19 protein-coding genes and 1 pseudogene are annotated in these 22,589 nt (G+C 50.7%); 10 read left to right on the top strand and 10 right to left on the bottom strand.

Annotated elements, in window-relative coordinates:
- Positions 1-73: 73 nt before the first annotated feature.
- Positions 74-1,762 (bottom strand): hypothetical protein, encoded by a 1,689-nt coding sequence (locus B6A39_RS18940; RefSeq protein ID WP_156886240.1) that lies wholly within the window; start codon positions 1,760-1,762, stop codon positions 74-76.
- Positions 1,763-1,942: 180 nt separating this feature from the next.
- On the opposite strand from B6A39_RS18940, the gene B6A39_RS18375 reads away from it, so the two are divergent.
- On the top strand, positions 1,943-2,692 hold the full coding sequence (locus tag B6A39_RS18375) for a hypothetical protein (protein WP_083007731.1): 750 nt from the start codon (positions 1,943-1,945) through the stop codon (positions 2,690-2,692).
- A gap of 477 nt (positions 2,693-3,169) precedes the next feature.
- On the opposite strand, the gene B6A39_RS18370 is transcribed toward B6A39_RS18375, so the two are convergent.
- From B6A39_RS18370 to B6A39_RS18935, 6 genes and pseudogenes are all read right to left on the bottom strand, one after another.
- A complete protein-coding gene (locus B6A39_RS18370) occupies positions 3,170-3,424 on the bottom strand; it encodes a hypothetical protein (protein WP_198036741.1) in 255 nt (84 codons plus the stop codon).
- 219 nt (positions 3,425-3,643) lie between these two features.
- The gene (locus B6A39_RS18365) at positions 3,644-4,531 is read right to left on the bottom strand and encodes a DUF3800 domain-containing protein (RefSeq protein ID WP_083007730.1); all 888 of its coding nucleotides are present in this window, start codon (positions 4,529-4,531) and stop codon (positions 3,644-3,646) included.
- 73 nt (positions 4,532-4,604) lie between these two features.
- Complete coding sequence (locus B6A39_RS18360; RefSeq protein WP_083007729.1) at positions 4,605-5,990, bottom strand: restriction endonuclease subunit S; 1,386 nt, start codon at positions 5,988-5,990, stop codon at positions 4,605-4,607.
- The gene (locus tag B6A39_RS18355; RefSeq protein WP_083007728.1) at positions 5,987-7,567 is read right to left on the bottom strand and encodes a class I SAM-dependent DNA methyltransferase; all 1,581 of its coding nucleotides are present in this window, start codon (positions 7,565-7,567) and stop codon (positions 5,987-5,989) included. The genes B6A39_RS18360 and B6A39_RS18355 overlap by 4 nt, the downstream gene beginning before the upstream one ends.
- A 35-nt stretch (positions 7,568-7,602) precedes the next feature.
- Positions 7,603-11,013, bottom strand: coding sequence for a type I restriction-modification system endonuclease (gene hsdR, locus B6A39_RS18350; protein ID WP_083007727.1), 3,411 nt, complete (start codon positions 11,011-11,013; stop codon positions 7,603-7,605).
- A gap of 312 nt (positions 11,014-11,325) precedes the next feature.
- Positions 11,326-11,409, bottom strand: a pseudogene (locus B6A39_RS18935) (winged helix-turn-helix transcriptional regulator); the annotation flags it as partial.
- Positions 11,410-11,575: 166 nt separating this feature from the next.
- Here B6A39_RS18935 and B6A39_RS18345 point away from each other — a divergent pair.
- The 3 genes from B6A39_RS18345 to aqpZ all read left to right on the top strand — a co-directional run bounded on the left by B6A39_RS18345 (position 11,576) and on the right by aqpZ (position 14,543).
- Complete coding sequence (locus B6A39_RS18345; RefSeq protein ID WP_083007726.1) at positions 11,576-12,616, top strand: zinc-dependent alcohol dehydrogenase family protein; 1,041 nt, start codon at positions 11,576-11,578, stop codon at positions 12,614-12,616.
- Between the two features lie 151 nt (positions 12,617-12,767).
- Positions 12,768-13,337, top strand: a complete 570-nt coding sequence (locus B6A39_RS18340) for a histidine phosphatase family protein (RefSeq protein ID WP_083007725.1) — start codon at positions 12,768-12,770, stop codon at positions 13,335-13,337.
- Positions 13,338-13,793: 456 nt separating this feature from the next.
- Positions 13,794-14,543 (top strand): aquaporin Z, encoded by a 750-nt coding sequence (gene aqpZ, locus B6A39_RS18335; RefSeq protein WP_083007724.1) that lies wholly within the window; start codon positions 13,794-13,796, stop codon positions 14,541-14,543.
- Here the strand turns inward: aqpZ and B6A39_RS18330 are convergent.
- Positions 14,540-15,151 carry a DNA-3-methyladenine glycosylase family protein gene (locus B6A39_RS18330; protein ID WP_083007723.1) on the bottom strand — a complete coding sequence of 204 codons (612 nt, stop codon included), beginning with the start codon at positions 15,149-15,151 and terminating at the stop codon, positions 14,540-14,542. The genes aqpZ and B6A39_RS18330 overlap by 4 nt on opposite strands.
- Before the next feature lie 199 nt (positions 15,152-15,350).
- Between B6A39_RS18330 and B6A39_RS18325 the strand changes: the two genes are divergently transcribed.
- Positions 15,351-16,550, top strand: coding sequence for an MFS transporter (locus B6A39_RS18325; protein ID WP_083007722.1), 1,200 nt, complete (start codon positions 15,351-15,353; stop codon positions 16,548-16,550).
- Positions 16,551-16,642: 92 nt separating this feature from the next.
- Complete coding sequence (locus B6A39_RS18320; protein WP_083007721.1) at positions 16,643-16,894, top strand: hypothetical protein; 252 nt, start codon at positions 16,643-16,645, stop codon at positions 16,892-16,894.
- A 23-nt stretch (positions 16,895-16,917) separates the two neighbouring features.
- On the opposite strand, the gene B6A39_RS18315 is transcribed toward B6A39_RS18320, so the two are convergent.
- Positions 16,918-17,613, bottom strand: a complete 696-nt coding sequence (locus B6A39_RS18315) for an extensin-like domain-containing protein (RefSeq protein WP_083007720.1) — start codon at positions 17,611-17,613, stop codon at positions 16,918-16,920.
- 174 nt (positions 17,614-17,787) lie between these two features.
- Between B6A39_RS18315 and gmk the strand changes: the two genes are divergently transcribed.
- The 4 genes from gmk to B6A39_RS18295 all read left to right on the top strand — a co-directional run bounded on the left by gmk (position 17,788) and on the right by B6A39_RS18295 (position 21,475).
- A complete protein-coding gene (gene gmk, locus B6A39_RS18310) occupies positions 17,788-18,420 on the top strand; it encodes a guanylate kinase (RefSeq protein WP_038479745.1) in 633 nt (210 codons plus the stop codon).
- An 89-nt stretch (positions 18,421-18,509) separates the two neighbouring features.
- Entirely contained in the window at positions 18,510-18,770 is a 261-nt protein-coding gene (gene rpoZ, locus B6A39_RS18305; RefSeq protein ID WP_083007719.1) for a DNA-directed RNA polymerase subunit omega, read from the top strand.
- A gap of 44 nt (positions 18,771-18,814) precedes the next feature.
- The gene (locus B6A39_RS18300; RefSeq protein ID WP_083007718.1) at positions 18,815-20,947 is read left to right on the top strand and encodes a RelA/SpoT family protein; all 2,133 of its coding nucleotides are present in this window, start codon (positions 18,815-18,817) and stop codon (positions 20,945-20,947) included.
- Between the two features lie 138 nt (positions 20,948-21,085).
- Positions 21,086-21,475 (top strand): RidA family protein, encoded by a 390-nt coding sequence (locus B6A39_RS18295; RefSeq protein ID WP_083007717.1) that lies wholly within the window; start codon positions 21,086-21,088, stop codon positions 21,473-21,475.
- A gap of 114 nt (positions 21,476-21,589) precedes the next feature.
- Here the strand turns inward: B6A39_RS18295 and B6A39_RS18290 are convergent, their stop codons facing one another.
- On the bottom strand, positions 21,590-22,471 hold the full coding sequence (locus B6A39_RS18290) for an SDR family oxidoreductase (protein ID WP_083007716.1): 882 nt from the start codon (positions 22,469-22,471) through the stop codon (positions 21,590-21,592).
- Positions 22,472-22,589 lie beyond the last annotated feature (118 nt).

The following is a 22,589-nucleotide window of genomic DNA, read 5'->3' as shown; positions in this document are numbered from 1 at the left end:
ACTCCTGTTATTCGTTCATGACATGAGGAAGCTGAGTATTTTGTAATTGGAGAGTGGCTTTGGCGCCTGTTGGTTATGAGTCGGTAGGCTCTTGAGTGCCTGACGCTATTGCATCATCTGGCTCATCATTGATGGCTGAAAGGCAATCCTGATGATGCGTTTGCCAATAAGTTTTTAGATCCTCGCTGACATAGCTTCGGAATATAGTCGTTGTTGGCTCTTTATCAGCATCTTCGGAGCGCAGGCCATAGCTACGTAGCTGAAATGCGGGTAACGTCGTGCCGTTAGGTGAACTGGGGAAAACAGGAACGAGCATGTAGGTCATTGTTTCAAAATCTACTTGTTCATTAGGGTTGAAGGCACTTTGAAGCTGTTTGGCTAGGTGGTGTGACAGTGCATAAAACAGTAGCGTCAAGGGGTGATAAGAGATTTGCTCTGTGACTGGATCGTCTTCGGAAGGCCTATGATGCTTTGCATCGTCCAACGCCTTTGTATAGTCTTCTGTTTTTTCAGAATCGGGTTCTGATTCCTGCTCAGGTTCAGCTTCGATCACATACTTAGGGGTTATGCCTAGACGGCGAGCAGTCGCCACTATGACGTCATGGCATGGCTGTTCAGGCCCGAGAAAACCTTTTTTTAATTTATTCCAGGAGTAAGTTAGCAGACGACAAGTGTCGATATGAACGCTGGTAAGTAACCAGTTTGCATCCTCCTCATCGTAGTGTTTAAGAAGCTCTTCAATACCGCCCTCTAGATAACGCGTGTTTGGCAGCAGTGATAGCGCTTGTTCAAGAACCCTTTTTAGTTTGTAATATTTTTTTTGGTAGTTTTTGGCTTCGCGATAGGGGTCATTGTCTTGTTTTGATTCCTCCTTAGTATCGTCTGACACGATGCTCTCAGAATCCTTGATGGCATCGTACTCCTTCAACAATGCTTCGATTTGCAAGGTACATACCCCTGCAGTCATCACCGCATCCACTATCCCACCTAACAACTCTGTTCTTTTTATTTCACCTTTTCTTGATTCCGTTACCTCGGGTTTGGTGCTTGAGGGTGGAGACACAATTGTGTTGGGCGTTCTTGTGTGTTTTCCAAATGAATGGTGCGCTAAATCAAGAAAATAAATAGAGGTTTTGCGTTTTTTAGCTTGGTGTGAGTATCGCCCCGGCTCATGGTGCGCAATGACCCCTACATCGACCAGCTTCTTCAGTTGCCTATCTATGCGAGAGCGTGACATCCCCGTAAGAACGCGCATTTTTGATATTCCAAGGCTGGTTATGACACCTGGCGTATCAGCATGAGCTAGCAATACCATGAGTAGCCATCGGTTAGGTAAGGTCAACCTTGAGCGGCGTCGACGCCCATCTCTTACCAAATCCTTCGTTCTATTTTCAGCAGACAGTAGGGTCGTTTTTGTGAGTGTGGCTATTTCTTCTGCATGGTGCGTAGAAGACGATGGGCTCTTCTGTAGTGCCTTCACAAGCTTTGCTGACAAACGATAACGCGAAGCTGGCCTCCCTGGCCCTTTGATAGGTAGGCGCTCAATTTCAATGAACTGTTCTTGCCTGTCACCGTACTTATCAATGAGTACCTCCCAAGCTCGGCGACCTTGCGCATACGTTAGGCCTAGGCGAGTAAAGAGGGTTTGCAAAGGGCAGTCGATACTCTTTTCAAGACCAATAACTGATGCCCACTGCATCAGTAGCCAACGCGCTTCAGGCGTTAATCGAGCATCTCTGTAGGTCAGTATTGTTGCATTCATAGCAAGCAATATACGGCAGTTTATAGAAAATAAAAATCCGGTATTGCGGACTATATAAACAATTATTTATTACATTGTTATACTACGTTGTAACTTTACACTGTAATATGCTTTTGCTTTAGCGATGAAGCATGGTTTTTTACGAATTTTTGCTTCCACTTTTCTTTATAGGTTCTGCTGATGACACGACCGTTTGAATGGGTTGATGTGGGGGATCTTGAGCAATTTAATTGGATTGCAAATTACTTAGTGCGCAAATCAACGGCGGGATTACTACCTAGCGCGTTGACAACAACTCTCAACCAATACGGCGTGCAACAAACGGTTTACATGTTAGGGGACGTTCTAGACACTGCCGTTTTTCGGGAGCTAAGTCGCCGTATGCAAGCTAATTGGAATGTGCGCAAGCATCGCAAAAAGCATGGCAATCCCGTATCAATCCAAATGTCCAAAGAGGCTCAAAGGCAATTGAAAGCCTTGGCTAAAAAAAGCGGTCAATCTCAGGTGGAGACGCTTGGCCAAGTCATCAGCAATGCAGTACATGAGCAAAAGCAAGACACGGAAAAATATAAAAAAGAAAAAGAATCATTTTTGTTGAAGCTGGAAAAGCAAAAGAAGGAGGCTAATCAGATCAAGAGTGTTTTAAGTAAAGCTGTTGAGGACTTGCAAAAAGCCCTGTCTGAAGAAATAGATCACCGCTGCAGATATGAAGCGCTAGTAGGTAAATTGGACAACGCAGTGATTGATAGCGAAGCGATAAAGGCATACTGCGATTCAGTAACAAAGCGCGTTGCGGAAGTAGAGCTGGAGCTTGGTAAATTGCAATTAATGCGTATGAGGGTAGGACCTTCGCTAAATGAACGGATGCACAAATTTATTCTGTTTCATGGGGGGGACGGTTTGGGGAATAGAAGTGGCCATAGTCAGTGATGCAGAACAAAAGAGCGGAGGCTGCAATCGATACTTTCAGTATGGTCTTCGTTTTGGGTCTTCCCTAACGCTAGTTGGGTAGTGTATTGGGTAGTAATTGCATATTTTTTGTGTTTATTTTGTTTTAATATATTGATTTTAAATGGTTTTTTACTTTTATTCTATTTTAAGATTCAGAATATAGAATGATGGAACACGCTATTCACCATCGCCGCTAATAGGCAGGTAGGCGAAAATCAGTATGTAGGCGCTTCCAATGTTCTCTAAGCGCCTGCTTATGAGGCTCATGCATTGGGAATTCCGTCAGCGCGTGAGGCCGCAGGGTGCGTGCTTTATCAAGGGTGTCAGCTAGGTGGGGCTTGATTAAACGCCAGGGTATGCAAAGAGAGCTGCAGAATGCTTAATCGATCCATTTAGCCCCCTTGGCACGGTTAATCATCCCCTAGTAAACCTTTCCATGGGTCATCAATGACGCTATCACTGTCGTCCGCCATATTGGAGGAAGGTGTGCCTGCTGTGCTTGGGCGTGTGACGCTTTGACGCTTCCAGCGTTCGAAGATCGGGAATGGGCAACACTTCTGCGGGCGGCTGTGTAAGAAACAGGTAGCCAAAAGGAACATAGGCCTTTTCGGCAAACTGCATCGCCTGACGGAAGGTGATGGGCTGTTCACCCGCTTCCCAAGCCAGCAGTTTTTCTTCATTCACTCCGCACTTGTGTGCAAATTCAGACACCGGGATGCCGGAGCGCTCGCGCGCTCAGGTCAGCATCTGGGTGTTGATAAGTACCACGGCGATGGAAGCAGTATGTTGGAAATAAAGGGAGGTAATTTCCGGTGCTCTCAGTGACCTGTTATGTATTACCCTAGAATAATTGCGCTTGCTGGTCGGTACTGTCTATAATAAACGCAAATGGATTGGGCAATCCCGGTCGGCGTCTAAACCTCGGTGTAATCATCGGGGTTTTTCGCTTTTTGGATAAGGGAAAATCTGCATTCCATACCCCTCATAACCTGCTCCCGTGCAGTCTCGACCACCTTCGCAATAGAATTTGTATTTCAGCGTATCAAAAGTCCTATTTGGCTGATCGGGTCTGAGTGTCATCAAGCCGATGGGGCGTGCAACCAAATCAGCAAGCTGCAAACCGGATGACATCACTTTTTTGTCCGCGAACAATATTTCAAAAGGCAGGGGCTGATTCAACCGATTATTGCCGTCACAGATTCTGCGGAATTCCAGTTCAAGCTCTTTATCTTCCTGGTTGCCGCGGCACTCCACCACCACATGTGTCTTTTTGGTATGCTCGCCTTTCTCCCTCAGAAACTGATGCAGGGTCTCCATGCATATCCCCAGCGCGATATGATAGGCATTATCCTCAACATTCTGTTTGCCAAGCGCCCGCTTATCGATGGTCGCGCTGATCAGTACGAAATTACTGAACTCAATGATCTGCGTTAGCTCCTTCAGAAAGGCGTTTTGATGATCTGCATTTCTGAACCGGTTGAAAAGTCCTTTTCGACGCCTGATTTCATTTTCGTGTAGGACGACTTGATCATGGCCGAAATGATTAAACTTGAACTTCTGAAGTGCCGGAACGATAACCTCACTGTAATGCCGTTTGTGGAATATACAGAAGGCGAGAACGAAGATTGGGTAGGTTTGATCAATACTTTTAAGGCTATGATCCCCGCTTTCATCAACGTAAACGACAAATTTGCTGAACTCTGATTCTTGTTCGCCAGCAGAAGGTCGATGCTGACGAACTTTCTCAAGATTATCCTCATCGAACTCGAATAATGGAAGCTGATGGTGTGATTCGCCGTTTTGCTTCTTCTGGCTCATTGGAGATCCTTTTTTCGGGCTCTTCGCTGTTAGCGCCGTAAAACAATCGCAGGGATATATAGCTGAACCAGATTCATGAAAATGCTTTCTTTCTTGTCCGTTTTGTTGGCGCTTTGGCCGCCCGTTCTGCTTTAATTTTTTCCAGCAGTGCTTCGGCGCTGTTCTCGCCGCTGATTAGCTCGGGGTTATCTTTGCGCCACTGCTCGGTCAGCTCGCCACGAAACGCCTTGGCGAGGATGGATTGGGTGAGGTTGTTCACTCGCGCCAGCGCCTGATTGACCTGCTGCTCAATGCGGTCGGCGTGAGCGAAGAGTTGATCGACGCGGCGGACGATTTCGGTTTGTTCTTTTAAAGGTGGGAAATAAACCTCAAGGTTTTTAATAACCTTCTGATTGAGGTTGACCATAGTCGAGCCAACGGATGCTGAATTAAAGTAACTAACAGCAGTCGGGGATCTAAGTATAATCTCAAGATATTTAGGTAATGCGTTTTTTCCAGCCCGCAGAAGCATAGAACCTGTTCCACATAGTTGGTCTTCATCGCTACCTACAACGGCTGCTCTTCCCATTTCGCCTCTACGACCAACAACGATATCGCCTTTTCGAAGGTGCCAAGCTTCAAGGCTAAGGTACTTTTGTTGTGAGATTGTCATAGACTCAGAAGGAGTGATAATCCCTTCTGATATATGCATAGGGTTGATGACCGGTATTCCCCCATACACATAATCTGACTTGTGGAGAGCGCTGCCAAAAGGCCCAGTCTTGACTGTTACTCCGGCGTCCCCGAGTTTTTTGAAATCTTGTTCAGGGGTATCTCCTGATCGCCACTCTTCCGTCAACCGTCCACTCACCGCCGCTGCCAGCACGGATTGGCGGAAGCGTTTGAGGATTTGCGGGATGCACTCAAGGCGGACTTTGGTGTTTTCCACTTGAGCCAGCAGGGTGTCGAGTTTGTCGGCGATGGCTTTTTGTTCGGCGAGGGGGGGAAGTGAGATTCTCAGCTCTTCTATGTCGCCCTTTCTTACTGATGGCACTGTTGTTGATCGCGAAACTTCAGAAAGATCTACGGTGCGTAGAAAATAGTGCAGATACCTATCCGACTCATGCAGGAGCGGAATAACTGCCATAACGTTGTTGTCTGCGAGGCCAGGGCAAATTACGAAGGCTCGACGGTTTAACTTAACGGCTTCTCCGATTTTTGCGAACAGTGTTGATCCAGTACGAAAAATCGCCCCCTTTAATGCTGCCGCTTCATCCGTCGTCACATAATGATTTGCCGCGTTGAGCTTGCCTTGGCCTTGGGTCACGGCCCGTGAGATATCCCCGACTTTGTAAACGGGATAATCGCCGGAACTTTGGCCCTGGTATTTCTTGGGAAAGCCTACCCCACTTTTTACTTTGCTTAGTTCTCCCAGCGAAGCCCTGGCCCAAGAACTATTGGGAGATTCGAGTTCACTCATGAATTCACCTCGCCCAAGACTTCTTTCAGCAAGATCCTGGTCCCATCCGCCTCTTCCTCTGCCCCTAACTCGCGCATCAAGCTATCCAGCTCACCCATCGCTTGCACCAGCTCGCTCATCGCTTCGCCAGCCAGTACGCTGGGTTCGGGCAGGTCAGCGGCATCCACGCTGTCACTGTCCTTTAGCCAGCTGATATCCAGCGAATCCCCCTTTGTGTCGCGAATCCACTCGCGGCTAAAGCAGCGCCAGCGGGATTTGGCGAGGCGCTCGTCACTCACGCCCTGGTTCTCGTCTGTGGCGTCAGGGTCAACGGCGATCTCCTCGGCATTGAATGACCACTCGCCTTCCTGCCGCGGGCTTTGGCCGTTGGGGTCGTCACCAAATACGGCCTCGAATGGCTCAAGGTATTTGTCAGTAAAGGGCGTGCGCTTGCCGAAGCTCGGCATGTTGGTGCGCAGGTCATACACCCAGACATTTTGTGTGTTGCCCTTGTCCTGAGTGGGGTCTTCAGGCTTAGAGAAAAATAGAACATTGGTTTTGACACCCGCGGCATAAAAGATGCCGGTGGGCAGGCGGAGAATGGTGTGCAGGTTGCACTTCTCCATCAGGTCGTGGCGTACCTGGGCACCTTGGCCGGCCTCGAACAGTACGTTGTCCGGCAGCACCACCGCGGCGCGGCCGCCGGGCTTGAGCATCACGTGATACATCAAATGCAGGAAGGCCAACTGCTTGTTACTGCTGTAAAATAGTAGATCATCCCGAGTTGGGATGCCGCCACCCTGCTTGGTGCCAAAGGGCGGGTTGGCGAGCAACAGCGACGCTTTGGGGAGCTGCTTTCCTTCATTACTGAGCGTATCGCCAAACAGGATGCCGGCGTGATGATCATCAATGGCGATGTCATGCAGCATCAGGTTCATCAATGCTAGGCGGCGGGTGTCCGGCACAAATTCCATGCCATAAAAGGTCTTGTGTTGGTAACGATCATAGGCCGCTTCATCCAGCGCCTCGACGTCGTTATTGGCACCAATATGATGGTGGGCGCTGATAAGAAAACCACCGGTACCGGCCGTCGGGTCCACAATCACGTCGTCCAGGGTCGGCTTCATCAGTTCGACCATGGCATTGATCAGTACACGCGGAGTGAAGTACTGACCTGCGCCGGATTTCTTCTCGCTGGCATTGATTTCAAGCAGCCCCTCGTACATGTCACCCAGACCTTCCTGGCGGGCGCTGTACCAATCGAGCTTGTCGATTTCAGTGACCAGTTTATCCAGCGTCGCTGGCTTGCGGATGACGGTGTGGGCATTGTTATAGATCGTCTGCGTGATCCTTGAGCCATGGCCGCCAAGATCAATCAGCATTTTCTTGTAGAACTCCAGCCGGCTGGCCGCGTTCTGGTTCTCCAGGTCCGTCCAGGTATTATCGGCTGGCAACAGTTCATCCTGCCCGGTCTCTTCCACCATTTTGAGAAAGACCAGATAGGTCAGCTCGGTAATGTATTCGTGATAGGTCACGCCATCGTCACGCAACAGATTACAAAGGCTCCAGAGTTTTGCGACGAGGTTCGGGGTGTTCATGGTTGGTGTCTACTTCTTGTGGTTGGCGCTCGGGGTCATGCCCAGAGCGCTTGGTTAAACTGTGTGAGGATATCGGTAACGGGCTGATCAAAAAGCTTGTTGGCGCGTTTGATACCGCCCTGAGCTTTAAATGGCCCCTGATTCAGCGCGGCCTCATCCACAATGATGGTGGCCTTCATCTGCTTGGCGATCAGCTTAAGCCAATCACGCTGGGGGGTCTTCCAGGGCTGGCTCTGGAGAATCGTTTCCAGCGCATTATCCACCCGTTGCTCCCAAGGGATTAGAGGCTCGCCCAGCGCCGCTTGTCGAATAAACCCAATGATCTTCGCGGCTATTTCTTCCTGTGTTAGTTCACGCCATGCGACCTGAAGATCCTGTTCGCGAAACTTATTGCGCTCCAGCTCGACGGCGAGCTCCTTCAGACTCTGGCGGGTGAGCTCCCACGGGCGGTTGATCACGGTCTGTAGAGCAGCCAGTCGATTACTGTTGGCGTTGATATAAGCTTCGAAAGCCTTCAGATAATCTTCCGGTTTTTGTCCCTCGCCATAGCCCGTAGTGATACCCGCTATCTTATCACTGCCATCATGAATCACTACATTAGGTCTCCAGCCCCCACCGCCACTGGTAACGGTGGTATCAAGCAATTCACCGAGTCCTGGATTGTCAGTAAACCATTCGGCGAGTTGTGAGACAGGCATATTCTTGAGCTCACGAGCGAACTCACCGGGAGACTTGCCTGCAATGATTTCAAATTTGTCAGCCTGCTCTGGCAGCAGGTAGTTCTTTTTGACTTGAAGCTTTGAGATAAACTGCTTCCGGGCAAGGTCCTGATGCTCAGGAGCGCTGTCCCGCTTCATCTCGTCTTCAAGATCTTTGAAGGCAAGATCAACTTTAGTGACCACCGGCTTCATGGTGTTCACGTTTTCCAGCTGCTTGTAGATATCTACGGCGTCATAGATTCGGAATGGCCCCTTACCGATATCAGGGCATAGCCGAGTGGCGCGCCCCAGCATCTGCTCAAACAGAATCCGACTGTTCACCCGGCGCAGAAACACCAGATTACAGATGGCAGGAACATCTATTCCTGTCGTCATCAAATCAACGGTGACGGCAATGTTAGGCAGTCGATCATTTTTATAGCTGCGAATCTTTTCCAGAGGCTTGTCACTGGCACCAGTGATCTTTTGTACGGCGTCATCTTCCACTTCACCATGATAATGCTCAATGGCGGTCTTGAACGCTTCAACTACATCATCGGCATGCTTGTCTGTTACGCAAAAGACCAGTGTTTTCGCCGGTGAATAGGGATTGATCGAATCGCTTTCGATCAACCATCGGGTGACAACGCTCGTGAACTCGGGAGCAATCACCTTACGGTTGAAATCGCTGACATCAAAGTTCAATTCATCGGGCGTGTTATAGGTATCGATCTTGTTATTGGCGACGTCGTAAACCGTTACCTGTTCATTCACCTTGTAGGAGATACCCTCTTCAGAGAGCTTTGTACGTATTCGGATGGGTGGAAGGTGGTCATTGAGATAGCCGTCCAGCACGGCTTCTGTGTAGCTGTAGGTAAAAACAGGGGCGCCAAAAATCTCGGTCGTGTGCAGGGCGGGCGTAGCGGTCAGTCCGATCTTGAAAGCATCGAAGTAGTCGATAACGCTGCGATACTTTGACTGGTAGTCCTTCTGGTCACGAAACATTTGCTCGGTATCGCTAAGCTCACGATCCAGCAGATAGCCCCGGTGGCATTCATCGACAATGATGCAGTCATACTGGCCAACACCGGGCTTGGCCGTGCCATCAGCCGGGTAAAGGATTCGCTTGACCAGACCCTGCACGGTGGCAACGTGAACCTTGGTGGCATCATCCGGTGTCGCCTTGGGCGTTTTGTTTGGCGCTATACCCATGACATCAAAGGTTTCTGCAAAGGTATTGAGGTTTTCCAGTCGAACCTCACCGAAATCATCGGTTGCCTGTACGCCCAGTGCAGAGCGATCCACCAAAAACAGGATACGGCGAAAGCGCTCAGCCTTGAGAAATCGATAGACCATGGCAATAGCCGTCTTGGTTTTGCCTGTCCCGGTTGCCATGGCTATAAGGGCCGCAGTTTCTCCTTGCTTGATACGGGTTTCAGTCGCTCGAATGGCCTCGATCTGGTAGTCGCGCAAGGCAAGATGATAATCGAACCCCATGGCCTCCAGCTCATCTTCAGCTTGCTGAGGGGTTTGCCGGAGATAGGTTTTTATTTCCTGTGGCGAATACCAACCGTTTAGTGCTCGACGTCGGTTGGTATCGTCGCGCACGTCCAAAAACCAGATACCACTTTCCTGCTCCAGCTGTTTCAGGTACGGACGGCCATTGGTTGCGAAGGCCAGCGGCACACGAAACTCGCCATAAAGCTCTTCAACGGTAAACGCACCTTTCTCCTGAAGACCCTTGGCATAACGCTTGGCCTGATCGATGCTGCCATAAACGTTTCTGGCGCTCTTTTTGGCCTCTACAACGGCTACAGGCATCAGGCCGATGAACAGGACATAGTCGGCGGGGCCGGAAGCTGTTGGCCATTCAGCAATAGCCCGGTTTTGATTGGGAATTGGCCGTGCGCCAGCGGAATATTTGAGATTGACGCTATCAGCTTCCCAGCCAGCCTCAATGAGTTGCTCGTCAATTAGGACACGTGTTTCCGCTTCGTTGAGCTGCAGTGTGGACTTTTCAACATTGCTGATTTGTACCGCTTGCACTTCAGGCGCCTGCTGGGTGAATGCCTTACGGTACAAGATGTTCGCGGCATTCATTTTGGCCCGGTATTCTTCAAGGGTCGCTTCATGCTCAGTGGCCACTTCCTCCCACACCCTGCTTTCGGCGGACATGCGTTCAGCACGCTGTCTTTCTGCTTGGACTTTCAGGGCCTCGGCTTCTTTCAGGGCTTCGGTCTGGGTTAGGCGGTCTTTGGTTGAAAGATGTTGTTTCTGAAGTTCCAGAATCTTTTCTTCAAGATCTCGGACTCTGGCAGAGGGGTCTTCGGGCTTTATGAAAGCCTTGGTTTTAAAGCCCAAAGCTTTTGCACCACCAAATTGGACATGAAACCACATGGCAAGCGCATGCCCCACCTGAAGCGCTTTCAGCGCATCCCTGTGGTTGGACGAGGTCAAATCGTGTGCGGCGCAATTACCCAACTTTCTCAAGCTATGGAAAGCATCTTTTACCTGTTGATCCAAACGAAGGGTATTATCAAGCTCTCGCAGTAAATCGATCTGTTTCACATCACTTCCTGATGCTACCCCCAACCGTGAAGCGATGGTTTTCGCCAATTCTTCACCAAGCTGGCGCATTTTAATCAGCGTGGTATTGGGATCAGAAACAAAGCAGGCTTCAGCGGTCTGTGCCAAACGAACCAGAAGCTCATCGTGATGTTCCAGGAATTCGAAGTTACTGCTGGCCACGTGTAATTACCTTTTGTCATTAAACAGTGGGACGCATATGTCCGCTAGGCTACCCGAAATGACGAAGGGAAACTAATATTAGAAATCGTTATAAACTGTTTTCTAAGGCAGCATATCCAGCGGCCTATCACACTTGTTGGATCGCTGCGCAGATGCCGCTTAACCCTCTCGCTTCTCCCTTCAGCATCTGGGACTTCATCGCTTCCGTCATAGCCTGAACACCTGCACGACCACCGAATTGCCGAACTGGCATGAGGGCCTGTGTCGTCAGCCCATGAAACAGCACGTAGTCCAAGCGTTGCCGTCTAACTGTTACGGGTTCAGTGTGGCCTGGTATCCCTCGATTATGCCTAATTCTTCCAGGCGCTTATGGCGTCGCCAGCAGGTGTTCGACGATCTTGGCGTATATTGAAACCAGTTGGCTCATCTTGAAGGTTTCTTCATATTTCCACGATTAACAGAAAGAGTGCTTCAAAATCAGCCTTTGTGTTCATTTATCAGAAAAGTAATTTCAGGCGTGGTTGGTTATATTGAACCAACTAAAAATGCCTAGGAGTTACTCATGAAAGCCGTTGTTTTTGAGAAATTTTCCGCTCCACCAAAAATTCAGCAGTTGCCTGATCCGACGCCAGAATCTCATGGTGTTGTGGTGAAGGTGATGGCCAATGGGGTATGCCGCAGCGACTGGCATGGCTGGGTAGGGCACGATACCGATATCCAGCTCCCCCACGTACCCGGGCATGAGCTATCCGGCGTTGTTGAAGCGGTGGGTAAAGACGTACAAAAATGGCGTATTGGCGACCGCGTCACAGTGCCGTTCGTGGGCGGGTGCGGCACTTGCCCTGAGTGTCACTCCGGCAATCACCAGGTTTGCGATAGCCAGTTCCAGCCTGGCTTTACGCACTGGGGCTCCTTTGCCGAGTATGTGAGTATTCACTACGCCGATGTCAATTTGGTCGCGCTGCCAGAGACATTGGAGTTTGCAACGGCGGCGAGTTTGGGTTGCCGGTTTGTTACCTCTTTTCGGGCGGTGGTCGATCAGGGTAAAACATCCGCAGGGCAGTGGGTGGCCATTCACGGCTGCGGTGGTGTTGGTCTCTCTGCTGTGATGATTGCCAACGCCATCGGCGCTAACGTTGTCGCCATCGATATTTCGGAAGAGGCGCTTAATCTGGCTCGTCAATTGGGCGCCGTTGCCACCGTGAACGCCGCTAAGGTAGCCAATGTGGTGGAAGCGGTTACGGAAATAACCCGGGGTGGCACTCACGTATCAATAGATGCGCTGGGGCACCCGACGACCTGTTTTAACTCCATCAGCAATCTGCGTAAACGCGGTAAGCATATTCAGGTCGGGCTGATGTTGGCTGAGAACAGCACACCTGCTATTCCCATGAGTAAGGTTATTGCCCACGAACTTGAAATACTGGGCAGTCATGGTATGCAGGCGCACCGTTATGACGCCATGCTGGCGATGATCCAGTCTGGAAAGTTGGCGCCTGAAAAGCTTATCGGCAAACGAATCAATCTTGAGCAATCGATTGATGCGCTGATGAACATGGATAAGTTCGAAGGAGCGGGCGTGACGGTAGTGACGGAATTTTGATAAAGCGGGCTGCAGCATCACTGCCCGTTCTAAATTGAAAGGCTTAGGTAAGACTGGCGCTAATAGCATCGAGGGCGTTGAATTAGCGCTACTCACGATGTGTGGTGTGCGATAGGCTCACTAATTGCTTCCAACCTGATTGGACACCCTCATGCTCACCTTGCGCACTCTCACTTTCACGCTTCTGGTCGTTATTCTCGGCGTACTGCCCATCAACGCTTACGCAAACGAATCAACCTGGCAGGCGCTGCAGGAGGGCGGCTTGGTGATTCTGATGCGGCACGCACTGGCTCCAGGCATTGGTGATCCGGCTGGGTTTGAGCTTTCTCAGTGCGATACACAGCGTAACCTTTCAGCCCAGGGGCGCGCTCAGGCTGAGGCGATTGGTCGTTCATTTCGTGAGCGGGATGTGCCTATTGCCTCGGTGTATTCGTCTCGCTGGTGCCGGGCGCTGGAAACTGCTGAGCTAATGGCGTTGAGCCGCGTGGAGCCAACCCCATGGTTAGATTCGTTTTTTCGTCAGCGCAGTGAGCGAGGTGCACGCACGCAAACGGCGCGTGAGCACATAGCTGCTTGGCATGGCCCAGGTAATTTGTTGCTGGTGACCCATCAGGTCAATATTACGGCGCTCACAGGCGGTGGAGTGAGCTCAGGCGAAATGATCGTTGTGCGCCCAACGGGCGATTCGTTTCAGATCGTGGGCCGCATGAACGATGAGTAGGCGATGCCCGCTAATCACTAGCGGGCGCTTTAAGTAGCATTAGTGCTTCCTTAATGGTTTTCATTAGTCAATTAAAAAGCAAGGTGTTAAAGAAACACTTTTTAGCGATTTAATTAATTCATGATTTTTAGTGCTGATGATTAATGCGTTAATTGTTTCTTATTGTTTAATTTAAAGTCGAAGATGATATTTGGTTGCCCGGTTTTAAAGGCTGGTATATAAAAGCTTGTCTTTGTTGTAGGCAGTTAGTTGAATTAATTTTTACACTGAGTCGCTATGCCAGAATTTAACAATGCGGTTGGTTTTTAAGAATGAGTTTCTTCCTTTAAGTTAATTAAAAAATGTCGTGCACTAAGTGCACGCATTACTGCGTACACATTAATGAGCGGCCTTATGGGTGCTTAATTAGGTGGCGTGGTATTCCCAATGGTACTTGGTCATTAGAGGAGTAGGAATATGAAAAAGTACGCAGCGGAGTTAATTGGTACGTTTTGGTTAGTATTGGGTGGTTGTGGCAGTGCGGTGTTAGCAGCGGCTTTTCCAGACGTAGGCATTGGCCTATTAGGAGTGTCGTTGGCCTTTGGTTTAACGGTTGTTACGATGGCGTATGCGATTGGGCATATTTCTGGTTGCCATTTAAATCCTGCGGTATCAATTGGGCTTTGGGTGGGAGGGCGCTTTCCTGCTAAAGAGTTGCCTTACTATATTGGTGCGCAAGTGCTGGGAGCCATTGTTGCCGGTGGCGTGCTGTATCTCATTGCGAGCGGCCAGGCGGGTTTTGATGTGTCGGCTGGGTTTGCCTCCAATGGGTATGGAGAGTATTCACCCGGCGGTTATAGCATGACGGCGGCGCTGCTAACGGAAGTCGTAATGACCATGATGTTTATTTTCATCATTATGGGGGCAACCGACGGCCGCGCACCGGCAGGCTTTGCGCCATTGGCGATTGGTTTGGGATTAACGCTTATTCACCTAATCAGTATTCCGGTGACCAATACCTCGGTGAATCCGGCACGTAGTACGGGCGTTGCTCTGTATGTGGGTGATTGGGCGACGGCGCAGCTGTGGCTATTCTGGGTAGCGCCAATGATCGGCGCGGCGTTAGGGGCGTTAGCTTATCGTTTTATCGCTCAGCCTGAGGTGCTCATGGCACCGCCAGCGCCTTCTGATCATGACGATGATCTGACGGGTAAGCTCGTTCCTTAAAGCGGTTCACCACGGTAGTAGTGCCATAAAAATAGCGAACCCACGCTACGCCAGGGCTCCCAGTGTTCGACTAACTGGCGAGCCTGTTTAGGCGTGGGTTTGTCTTCCAGCTTTTTTAGGCGGCCAAGCGCTACGCGTAGGGCAAGGTCGTCGGCGGGAAATATATCCGCGCGTTGGAGCGAAAACATCAGGTAAATTTCGGCACTCCAGCGTCCAAAACCACGCAGTTGAGTGATGGCGGCAATCGCCTCGTCATCGTTCAGCAATGCCACCCCATCGGCGCTGAACGTACCTGCAAGCTCTGCTTCCGCTAGCCCTTTGGCATACTCAACTTTGCGCCAGGAGAGTCCTGCATCTCGCAGCGCCTGGCCTTCAATGTCCATGACTGCTTTCGCGTGTAATTCAGGAAGCAGTACCTTCACACGGCCCATAATGGCGCGAGCTGCTTCCGTCGAAATCTGCTGGCTTACAATTGTGCTAAAAAACGTTGCAAAGCCTTGGTCGCGTTGGCGTGGTGCGGGTGCGCCAACGAGTGGGTAAGCTCGGGCAATATCGGGGTCGGCTTTTGCCAGTGCCGCCATTGCGTGCTCAATAGTATCTAGAGTCATGAACGTCTCGCTTGCTTAGCAATTTAAAAACACACTAACAAAACTGGGGCATTAGTGTTCTTGCGCTTGGGAATTATCTCCTTCGCCCGCTAACTTTTTTGATGGCGCATATTTCTACTTTTGTCTAATCCTGCGATCATTTGTTGTCATATAAGGCCGTTTTATTAAGCAGGTGTTGAATGCGCCTGGGGAGAAAAGTATGCAGGCGTCGTCATCGGGATTGGCACGCAACCCGCGGTTGGCAGAAGTCGTGTTGGCGTTAGGCGGGTTTGGTATTGGTACCAGCGAATTCGTCATTATGGGATTAATGAATCGTGTCGCGGAAGATCTCGCCGTCACGGTGCCCCAGGTGGGCTACGCTATCAGCAGTTATGCCCTTGGTGTAGTAGTGGGTGCGCCACTGATATCTGCCTTTGCAGCGCGGGCGCCTAAGCGTGCGCTGCTCATTGTGCTGATGCTGGTATTTGCAGTCGGTAACATTGCCAGTGCTATGGCACCAGGGTTTTGGTCATTTGTAGGGCTGCGCTTTCTCGCTGGTTTGCCGCATGGGGCTTACTTTGGCATCGCTGCGCTAGTGGCCGCGGGAGCCGTGCCAGTTGATCAGCGGGCTCGTGCTATTTCACGGGTAATGATGGGATTGACACTGGCGATTCTAATTGGCGCGCCGTTAGGCACGTGGACAGGCAATCTATTTGGTTGGCAAATTGCCTTTGCTGCGGTGGGCATTATTGCGTTATTGACTGCGCTATTGATTCGCTTGTGGGTGCCTGTGCAGCCGTTCGATGCTTTAGCAAGCCCACTGCGCGAGTTGTCGGCGTTGATAAAGCAGCGGGTGCTGGTAACGGTGGCCATCGCCTGTATTGGTTGTGGCGGCATGTTCTCGATTTTTAGCTATGTAATGCCCACTCTTACTCAGCAAGCGGGTATGAGTGAAGCGCTGGGGCCGTTAGTGTTAGTAATCTTTGGTCTTGGCTCCATCGCTGGAAATTTAATTGGCGGCCGTGCAGCGGACAAGAACCTGATGCGCGCAATTCCCGCTACGTTGGTGTGGTGTGCGGTGATTCAGGGGTTGTTCTATTTTGCCGCTAACAACGTTTGGACGGGGCTGTTATTTGTAGGATTAGTAGGCACTAGCATGGCGCTAGCACCTGCTCTGCAGACCCGTTTGATGGATGTTGCAGAAGACGCCCAAACGATGGCCGCTTCGCTGAACCATGCCGCTTTTAATGGGGCTAATGCATTAGGAGCGTGGTTAGCAGGGCTGGTGATCAGTGCGGGTTTCAGTTGGTCGAGCACGGGGTTAGTCGGTACCGGTTTAGCACTCTGCGGGCTAGTGATTTTTGTTTGGGGACGCTGGCTTGAGAAACGCACATTCAATACGGCTGAAGGCTACCAATAAACGGTGATTAATAGTTGGCTGTCGTCGTTAAATTGACAAAAACTGTAACTTTTATCTAGGGTGATTAGGTGCAATCCATAAGGAGGTGACCTATGCATACCCGATTAACGAAAACGCCGCGTCTGTTAACGCTGAGTGCTATTGCCGCATTAACCCTGGTCTTAGCAGGCTGCGGCTCAACCACAGGCGAGCGCGCGGCCAGCGGTGCAGGGGTAGGCGCTGCTGTCGGGGCTGGTGCCGCTGCTGCGACTGGTGGTGATGTCACGCAAGGTGCTGCTGTGGGTGCTGGCGCAGGTGCTGCGACAGGGGCCGCGACGGACGAAGACGATATTAGCCTGGACTGATTGGCCTTAACTAACCAAGCTAGTTAACGACATAGCCGAAAGCCGCGCATGCCTAGGTGAAAGTGATCAGCATGTGCGGCGTTGTAGTCTGGTCCCAACACGTTACCAAAAGTGTCGCAGGCGCCATCTCTTGCTGCTCTTAAAAACTCCCCTGTTTCGCCTTCGTCATCCCAGTGATTGATCAGCGTAATGCGCTCGCCATTTTCAAACTGAAACCCCACCACATCCAATGCTTCAGCGGTAGCATGTTCGCTGCGCCTACCTGTTTCGCGGCCATAGACGTTACGGCAGGCAAAGCTGCCAACGTGGTTGACCTGGGATACTTTGCTACCCATGATTTCCAGGGCAGCAGGCTGAAGGGTATGACGCTCATACATTACCCAGGCTAGCGCCATTGGGCAGGTGGCGACAAAGCTCTGGTTAAAACGAACGCTACTAGACTGCATACGCACGATATTCGTCAGTGGGCAACTTTCGGTTGGGGAATAATCGGCTAATGGTGTGTATCGGAGCCCGCTTGTGGGCACGGTGTCCAATGCGGCTAAACAGGCTTCTCGGTCATCGTTTAGACGTTTGAGCTTTAGCTGGGTGATGGGCGTTATTGGATCATCGATGTAGAGTGGCGCCCAGGGTGCCCAATGGCGTGGAATCTCAATCAACCCTTTTTGGAACGCTACCCCTAGGGCAATTAAGCATAAAATAACGATCGTACTGCGCATAACGACCTCCTTGTGGCTGCGCCGAAACGCTACAGTCCATGGCATAGGTGTGCGATACTGCGCGCTACTTTATACACAGTGCAACGCATAACCGTTGTCATGTTTATCTTCGCCAACGATCTTTCGCTGACTATCATTTCGCTATCTATCTTTTGCTAATTAGGGAAGCGCTTCATGTCCCAGGGTACGCTTTTTATTATTTCTGCCCCGTCGGGTGCTGGTAAAACCAGCCTGGTCCGCGAGCTGATCGAGAGCTTGGATGGTATTCAGGTATCGGTATCTCATACCACGCGAGCTAAGCGCGAGGGAGAAGTGGATGGCGTGAACTACCACTTTACTCACGTAGCCGACTTTGAAGCGATGATTGAGCGCGGTGAATTCTTTGAGTATGCCAAGGTATTTGATAATTACTACGGTACGTCGCGCTGTGCGGCGCAAACTGTTCTGGACGCGGGGCAAGACGTTATTTTAGAGATCGACTGGCAAGGCGCTCAGCAGGTGCGTGAACAAATGCCTTCGGCAGTGTCGATTTTTATCTTGCCGCCCTCGCGTAGCGAGCTGGAGCGTCGTCTTTCTAGCCGCGGAACTGATGAACACGCAGTGATTGCTCGGCGCATGCGTGATGCCGTTAGCGAAATGTCCCATTTTGATGAATATGACTACTTAGTGATCAACGATGATTTCACCACAGCACTTCAAGAGTTGCAGTCGCTGGTGATTAGTCGCCGCTTAACACGTGAGGCGATGCAGGTGCGTCATGCGCCACTGCTCGATGCGCTCTTGTCACAAGCGCCTAGCGTCGAGTAATCTAGCAGGTTCCATTACCACTTTTTTTGCTGGGCCAGCGGCGTTTAACCACAACGCTGGCCCAGCGTTGTCATTACAGGAAGGCCCCCATGGCTCGCGTAACCGTTGAAGATTGTCTGGAAAATGTTGAGAACCGCTTCAAGCTGGTAATGATTTCTACCCAGCGCGCGCGCCAGCTTGCCCGTGGCTCTCGTGAAGCGCAACTGCCCTGGGAGAACGATAAACCTACCGTTATGGCGCTGCGTGAAATAGCCGCCGGCCTTGTAAACCACACCGTGCTAGATGAGCCGGTTGAAGCCCCTGTTCGTACGCGCCCAGCAATGACGCCTACGACACATATCGACGACTAAGGTTTACTAGAGACTGGACTTAGAAGCGACTAGGGGCGCGGTAAATGTTCACCATTGATGACCTGGCCGATCGACTTGGCGGCTATTTACCTCCAGACGAAATACAGCAGGTCAAACGCGCTTTCTATTATGCCGAGCAAGCCCACGACGGCCAACGCCGTCGCTCTGGTGAACCCTATGTGACCCACCCTTTAGCGGTCGCTAATATATTGGCTAATATGCACATGGACCATCAAAGTTTGATGGCTGCCATGCTGCATGATGTCATCGAAGATACCGGTGTCTCGAAAAAGGCGCTGTCTGTGCAATTTGGTAAGCCTGTCGCCGAATTGGTGGATGGTGTTTCCAAGTTGACCCAGATCACTTTTGAAGACAAAGCCGTCGCCCAGGCGGAAAATTTCCAGAAGATGGTGTTAGCGATGTCGCGGGATATCCGCGTCATTATCGTAAAATTGGCTGACCGTCTGCATAACATGCGCACGCTGGGAGCACTGCGGCCGGATAAGAAGCGCCGTATTGCCCGAGAAACGCTGGAAATTTATGCCCGTATCGCGGGGCGTTTAGGTATCAATACGATTCGTGTTGAGCTTGAAGACCTCTCTTTCCAGGCGATTCACCCCATGCGTGCAGAACGCATCAAGCGCGCGGTGGCCAGTGCGCGGGGGAACCGCCGTAGCGCGATGCGGGAAATTCAGTCATCGCTACAGCAGAGTCTGGACGATGAAGGGCTTAAAGGCACCGTGATCGGCAGGCAGAAACATCTACTGTCGATTTATAAGAAAATGCGCGACCAGCGTAAGCCGTTCGCAGAAATTATGGATGTCTTCGGATTTCGCATCATTACCGAAGATGTCGCTAGCTGCTATCGCATCTTAGGTGTGGTTCATAATCTCTATAAGCCCGTACCAGGGCGATTTAAAGATTATATCGCTATTCCAAAAGCCAACGGCTACCAAAGTCTTCACACCACGCTGTTTGGTCAGGGCGGGATGCCAATTGAAGTGCAGATCCGCACCCGTGAGATGGAGGCGATGGCAAATAACGGCATCGCTGCCCACTGGCTCTATAAAGCAGGGCAAACAACCCACCCGATTGCTGAAGGCAGCCATGCCCGTGCCCGTGCTTGGGTAAAAGGCCTGCTAGAAATGCAGCGCCATGCGGGTGACTCGCTAGAGTTTATTGAGCACGTCAAAAACGATCTTTTCCCAGACGATATCTACGTATTCACCCCCAAAGGCGACATCATGGAGCTGCCTCAGGGCGCGACGGTGATCGACTTTGCTTATAGCGTACACACCGATATTGGCAATAACTGCATTGCTTGTCGTATTGATCGCCATTTAGCACCGCTCTCAACGCGTCTTGAAAGTGGGCAAACGCTGGAAATTATTACTGCTCCTGGGGCACGGCCTAACCTGGCATGGCTCAACTTCGTCACGACAGCAAAAGCGCGTTCCGCGATACGTCATGCATTGAAGCACCAGCAGCAGGCAGAAGCGGTTATCTTAGGGCGACGGCTGTTGAATAAGGCGCTGGCGCCGTTTGAAACCAGCCTTGAAGAACTGGATGAAAGTATTTTTGCGAAAGCATTTAAAGAGCTGGACGTCGTTTCGTTAGATGCTTTGTTAGAGTCACTTGGCTTGGGCAATCGTATGGCCCATGTGGTGGCGCGGCGCTTGGTTGATGTCTCCAATGGTGGCAATGCTGACTACGTTCTCAGTGGGGATAGTGAAAAAGCAGTCGTTATCAGCGGTAGCGAAGGTATGGTGATTAATTTTGCCCGCTGCTGCCATCCGTTGCCGGGCGACCCCGTTGTTGGCCACTTGTCAGTTGGCAAAGGGTTGGTGGTACATCGCAGTGAATGCAAAAACCTAGGTGATCGTAAAAACGACCCAGAGAAGCTGTTTGCACTTGAGTGGTCGGACAGCATAGATGAAGACTTCCCGGTTGCGCTGCGCATTGAAATTGAGAGCCGTCGTGGGCTGGTGGCAGAGCTGGCTGGCGTGGTGACCGATGCCGATGCCAATATCGAGCGTATCGGCATTGAAGAGCGAGATGCGCGGCTTTCAATTGTTAATTTAACTTTATCGGTAAAAGGCCGAGTGCATCTTGCGCGCATCATTAAGCGTATACGCAACCTTCCTAATGTCGGCAAAATAACCAGAATGACCAATTAATCACCCGTTAGTTTGCTGCTGGCGATAGGCTGGCAGCGATCGCTATGGCGGGCCATAAGAATTAATCTTTAACGCTAATCACCCTATCTATAACTTACGTCTAAAAATACGCTAATTACGACAGGAGAGTGCTATCTCATGAGCAACAAAGCGGTTATTAATACAGAAAAAGCCCCCGCTGCAATCGGTCCTTACTCTCAAGCGATTAAGGCTGGCAACACAGTGTATCTTTCGGGTCAGATCCCGCTGAACCCAGAGACAATGGAAATTATCTCTGACGACTTTGAGGCGCAAGCGCGTCAAGTATTTACCAATCTGCAGGCGGTGTGTGAAGAGGCTGCGGGTACGCTGGGCGATATCGTCAAGCTCAACTTATACCTTGTTGATTTGGATAACTTTGCGATCGTGAATAAGGTGATGGAAGAGTTCTTTTCGTCGCCTTTCCCTGCCCGCGCAGCGGTCGGTGTCAAAGCATTGCCTAAAGGCAGCCAAGTAGAAGCAGAAGCTGTGATGGTCATTGGCGACTAAGCCTCTGAGCCTAATGTCTTCAGCAACTGTCTTCACTAAAAACGGGCGAGCACTCTATCATCAAGTGCTCGCTCTTTTTTTGAGGTTAGTGCAAAGGAATTAGTACCGAAACGATTAGGCTTTTTGTGGCGTTAAGAAGCCGCCCTCTTTTAGCACCTGTGCGTAGCCTTCTTTGTAAGTCGGATAGCGAAACTCATAGCCCGTCTCACGGATACGGCTATTATCGCAACGTTTACTGGTTCGGCGGCGCAGTGGTGACTGCATGGTCTCGGTAGATTCAACCTTGAGCTGTTTGGCCAACCACGCCATCACGTTATGCAGGGTAACAGGCTCGCAGTCACTGCCCAGGTAAAGGTCAGCGAGTGGAGCGCCTTTTTCCTGACAACGAATTAAGTGCGCCAAAATACCGGTGCAATCATCACGGTGAATACGATTGGAATAGCTGACCGGCGTAACCGCAGCGATTCGGCCTTCTGCGACCTGATGAATCAAACGATCACGGCCAGGGCCATAAATCCCGGAAAAGCGCACGACTGTGCCGGGGATTGAATGGTTAATTAGTGCTTGTTCAGCATCGCACATCAGCTTGCCAGAAAAGCTGGTTGAACCGGTTGGGCTGTCTTCGCTAACGACCTCGCCTTCCTGCTGGCCATAAACACTGGTCGACGACACAAAAAAGATGCGTTTTGGTGGCGTTTTATGCTGCTCAAGCACACTAAGTACACGGTTGAGGCCATCCGGATAAGCGCTTTGGTAGGCACTTTCTTCGAAACGGTCAGCGCTGACGGAATAAATAACGTAGTCAGCATGAGGCAGCGCGTCTGCACCAGCGCCTTCGAGATCGTTAAGATCAAGCGCTAATGGCTCAATGCCTGAGTCTTTTAATGCCTCGACCTGACGGCGCACGCCGATAACATGATGGCCTTCGCTGAGTAGCTCGCGTCCAAGCGTTATGCCGATATCTCCGCAGCCAATAATCAGTACCGTTAGCTTCACCTTGGTCACTCCTCTTGATTAATATTCCCTATCAGATACAAAGTCCCTATGAGATGTGCCATCTTCAATAGGGTTTGTTTGTCCTTTTCCATCTCGCTATCACGATGACCTGTAACGA

The organism is Halomonas sp. GT, from assembly GCF_002082565.1.
Lineage (GTDB): Bacteria > Pseudomonadota > Gammaproteobacteria > Pseudomonadales > Halomonadaceae > Vreelandella.
Note: the sequence above shows the minus strand (reverse complement) of the source record. Positions and strands in the feature narration are given on the sequence as shown.